The 2,934-nt window shown below is 65.3% G+C and carries 3 protein-coding genes and 1 pseudogene; all 4 read left to right on the forward strand.

The features are described from left to right. On the forward strand, positions 1-404 hold a 404-nt coding region (locus QZY06_RS14220), incomplete at its 5' end, for a ShlB/FhaC/HecB family hemolysin secretion/activation protein (RefSeq protein WP_295685682.1). Between the two features lie 53 nt (positions 405-457). Next, complete coding sequence (locus QZY06_RS14225; RefSeq protein WP_295685684.1) at positions 458-2,287, forward strand: DUF2341 domain-containing protein; 1,830 nt, start codon at positions 458-460, stop codon at positions 2,285-2,287. Positions 2,288-2,332: 45 nt separating this feature from the next. Then, complete coding sequence (locus QZY06_RS14230; RefSeq protein ID WP_022978512.1) at positions 2,333-2,737, forward strand: biopolymer transporter ExbD; 405 nt, start codon at positions 2,333-2,335, stop codon at positions 2,735-2,737. Positions 2,738-2,744: 7 nt separating this feature from the next. After that, positions 2,745-2,934, forward strand: a pseudogene (locus QZY06_RS14235) (hypothetical protein); the annotation flags it as partial.

Consider the following 2,934-nt stretch of genomic DNA (forward strand, 5'->3'; position numbering starts at 1 on the left):
AGCTCACCGATCAGCCGCTGATCTCCAACGAGCAGTTCTCCGCCGGCGGCGCCGACACCGTGCGCGGCTATCTCGAAGCCTCGGCACTCGGTGATTACGGCATCAGTAGCACGATGGAACTGCGCAGCCCGCCGCTGGCCGATTACCTCGATATCGGCGACAGCTTCCGGCCGGTGGAAACCCTGCGCGCCTACGCCTTCGCCGACAGCGCCGTGCTGCGCGTCCGCCAGCCGATCGCCGATACGCCGTCCGATCTGCGCCTGGCCAGCTTCGGCTTCGGCTTCGATTTCAGGCTGCTCGGCCACGTCAGCGGCAGCGTCGACTGGGCCAATCCGATCAACAGCACCACCAACACCCGCGCCGGTGACAGTCGCGTGTTGTTCCGCGTGCTCGGTTCGTTCTGATGCCCGCCTTCAAGCCTCTTTCCATTTTCAGTCAGCGTCCCTCCGGAAAACCCATGAGCCTGCCGTCGATCCTCCGCACCGCCACTTTCACTGGGCTGCTCTGCTTGCTGATGCCGCTCAGCGCCTCCGCCTGGTGGAACAAGGAATGGTCGTTCCGCAAGCCGATCACCGCCGATGCGGCGGCGGCCGGTGTCACCGGTGAAGTCGGCGATACCGTGGTGCTGGTGCGCCTGCACGAAGGCGTCATGAAGTTCAGCGATGCCAACCCTGATGGCGGCGATCTGCGCTTCATCGCCGAGGACGATGCGACGCCGCTGAAGTTCCATGTCGAGAAGTTCGACCCGGTGTTCAACATGGGCTTCGTCTGGGTTCATCTGCCAGCCGTGAAGGCCGGCGCGCCGGTGAAGTTCTGGCTCTATTACGGCAACGCCAAGGCGGCCAAGGAAGGCGATGCCAGCCTGAGCTATGACGACAGCCAGAGCTTGGTCTGGCATTTCTCGCCGGCTGAGGGCCAGGCCGGCCAGCCACCGGTCGACGCCAGCCGCTCGCGCAACAACGCCCTCAATGCAGCGGCGACCAATGACAGCGGCCTGATCGGTGGCTCGGCGAAGTTCGACGGTGCGCAGGCGATCAGCGCAGCACCGTCGACGACGCTGAATGTCGCAGCCGGCGCGCCCTTGACCTGGTCGGCCTGGATCAACCCGGAGACCGCCGACCAGACCGCCGTGCTGTTCGCTCAGCGCGAGGGCGACAACGCGCTGCTCATCGGCCTGGATCGCGGCACGCCGTATGTCGAGATCAGCGATGCCGCCGGCAGTCGCCGTTCGGCGCCCGTTGCCGCGATCGCTACCGCCAGCTGGCATCACCTCGCCGTGGTCTTCGGCGGCAATGGTTCGACCGATGGCGCGCTCTATGTCGATGGTCAATCCGTCGCGACCGTCACCGGCCCGCTGCCGGCGCTGAACAGCGCAATCAGCCTGGGCGCGGCTGCCGCCGACGGCAACAGCGGCTACACCGGCGAGATCGACGAACTGCAGATCGCCCACAGCGCGCGCAGCCCGGGCTGGCTGCTGCTGGCGGCGAACAATCAGGGTGTCGAAGACAAGCTGTTGCAGTTCGGCGCCGACGAAGGCCTGTCCGGTTTCTCCACCGGCTACGTCGGCATCATCATGCAGTCGGTCACCGTCGACGCCTGGGTGATCATCGCCATCCTGGCGCTGATCGCGCTGGCCTCGTACGCGGTGATGTACACCAAGGGCGGCTACTGCGGCCGTACCAACCGCGCCAACGATCTGTTCACCCGTCAGTTCCAGACGCTGCGCAGCGATCTCACCAATCTGGAAAGCGTGCAGCCGCTGAACGAGGACGAGCGCGACCAGCTCGAGGATTCCTCGCTGTACCGGATGTACAAGTCCGGCATTCGTGAAATCCTTCATCGCTTCGAGATCGCGGGCCGCCCCGGCGCGCTGTCGGCGGAATCGATCGAGTCGATCCGCGCTTCGGTGGACGCCACCTCGGTGCGCGAGAACCAGCGCTTGTCCAAGGGCATGGTGGTGCTGACCATCGCGATTTCCGGAGGCCCCTTCATCGGCCTGCTCGGCACCGTGGTCGGCGTGATGATCACCTTCGCCTCGATCGCCGCCGCCGGCGAAGTCAACGTCAACGCGATTGCGCCGGGCATTTCGGCAGCGCTGCTGGCCACCGTCGCCGGCATGGCGGTCGCGATTCCGGCGCTGTTTGCCTACAACTTCCTGCTCGGCCGGATCAAGGATATCCAGGCCAACATGGCCGTTTTCGTCGATGAGTTCGTCACCCGCATGGCCGAGATGTATCCGGCCGGCAACGACGGTCACAACATCCGCGCGGCCGTCGGCCACCGCTGATCCCGCCCCCCGGATCAAGCAGAAAAACTACGGCGGAGACCAGCCATGCAAGCCTCAAGCGAAGACAAGCCGTACGACGAAATCAACATCACGCCGATGCTCGATCTCGCCTACGTGCTGCTGGTGATCTTCATCATCATGACCACGGCCGCCGTGCAGGGCATCAAGGTCAACCTGCCGCAGGCGTCCAGCCAGCCGTCGCTGGCGAAGTCGAAAACCGTGGCGATCACCATCACCAACGACGGCAAGATCTTCATGGACGCGGTGCCGGTGACCCTGGCCGAGCTGGAAGACAAGCTGCGCCAGAAGAAGGCACAGATTCCCGATCTGCCGGTGATCGTCCGCGGCGACGGCGAGACCCAGTACAAGAACGTCATCGACGTGCTGGCGCTGCTCGGCCAGCTCGACATCACCCAGCTGGGCCTGGTCACCCAGCGGCTGGTGCAGTGATTTCGATATGGCTCTGAGTTCGCGCCAGCAGGCCCAGCGCAAGCGCAAGCAGCGGCTCTATGTCGCCGCCGCGCTGGCCGCTGCCGTGCTGCTCTACGGGCTGGTGGCGATGCTCGGCAGCGATGGCAGCAAGGCGCGCAAGCCGGTCAACGAAGTGGTGCAGCTGAAGCTGATCAAGCCGCCGCCTCCGCCTCCGC

The sequence above is a fragment of the uncultured Nevskia sp. genome, assembly GCF_903885465.1.
Taxonomy (GTDB): domain Bacteria; phylum Pseudomonadota; class Gammaproteobacteria; order Nevskiales; family Nevskiaceae; genus Nevskia.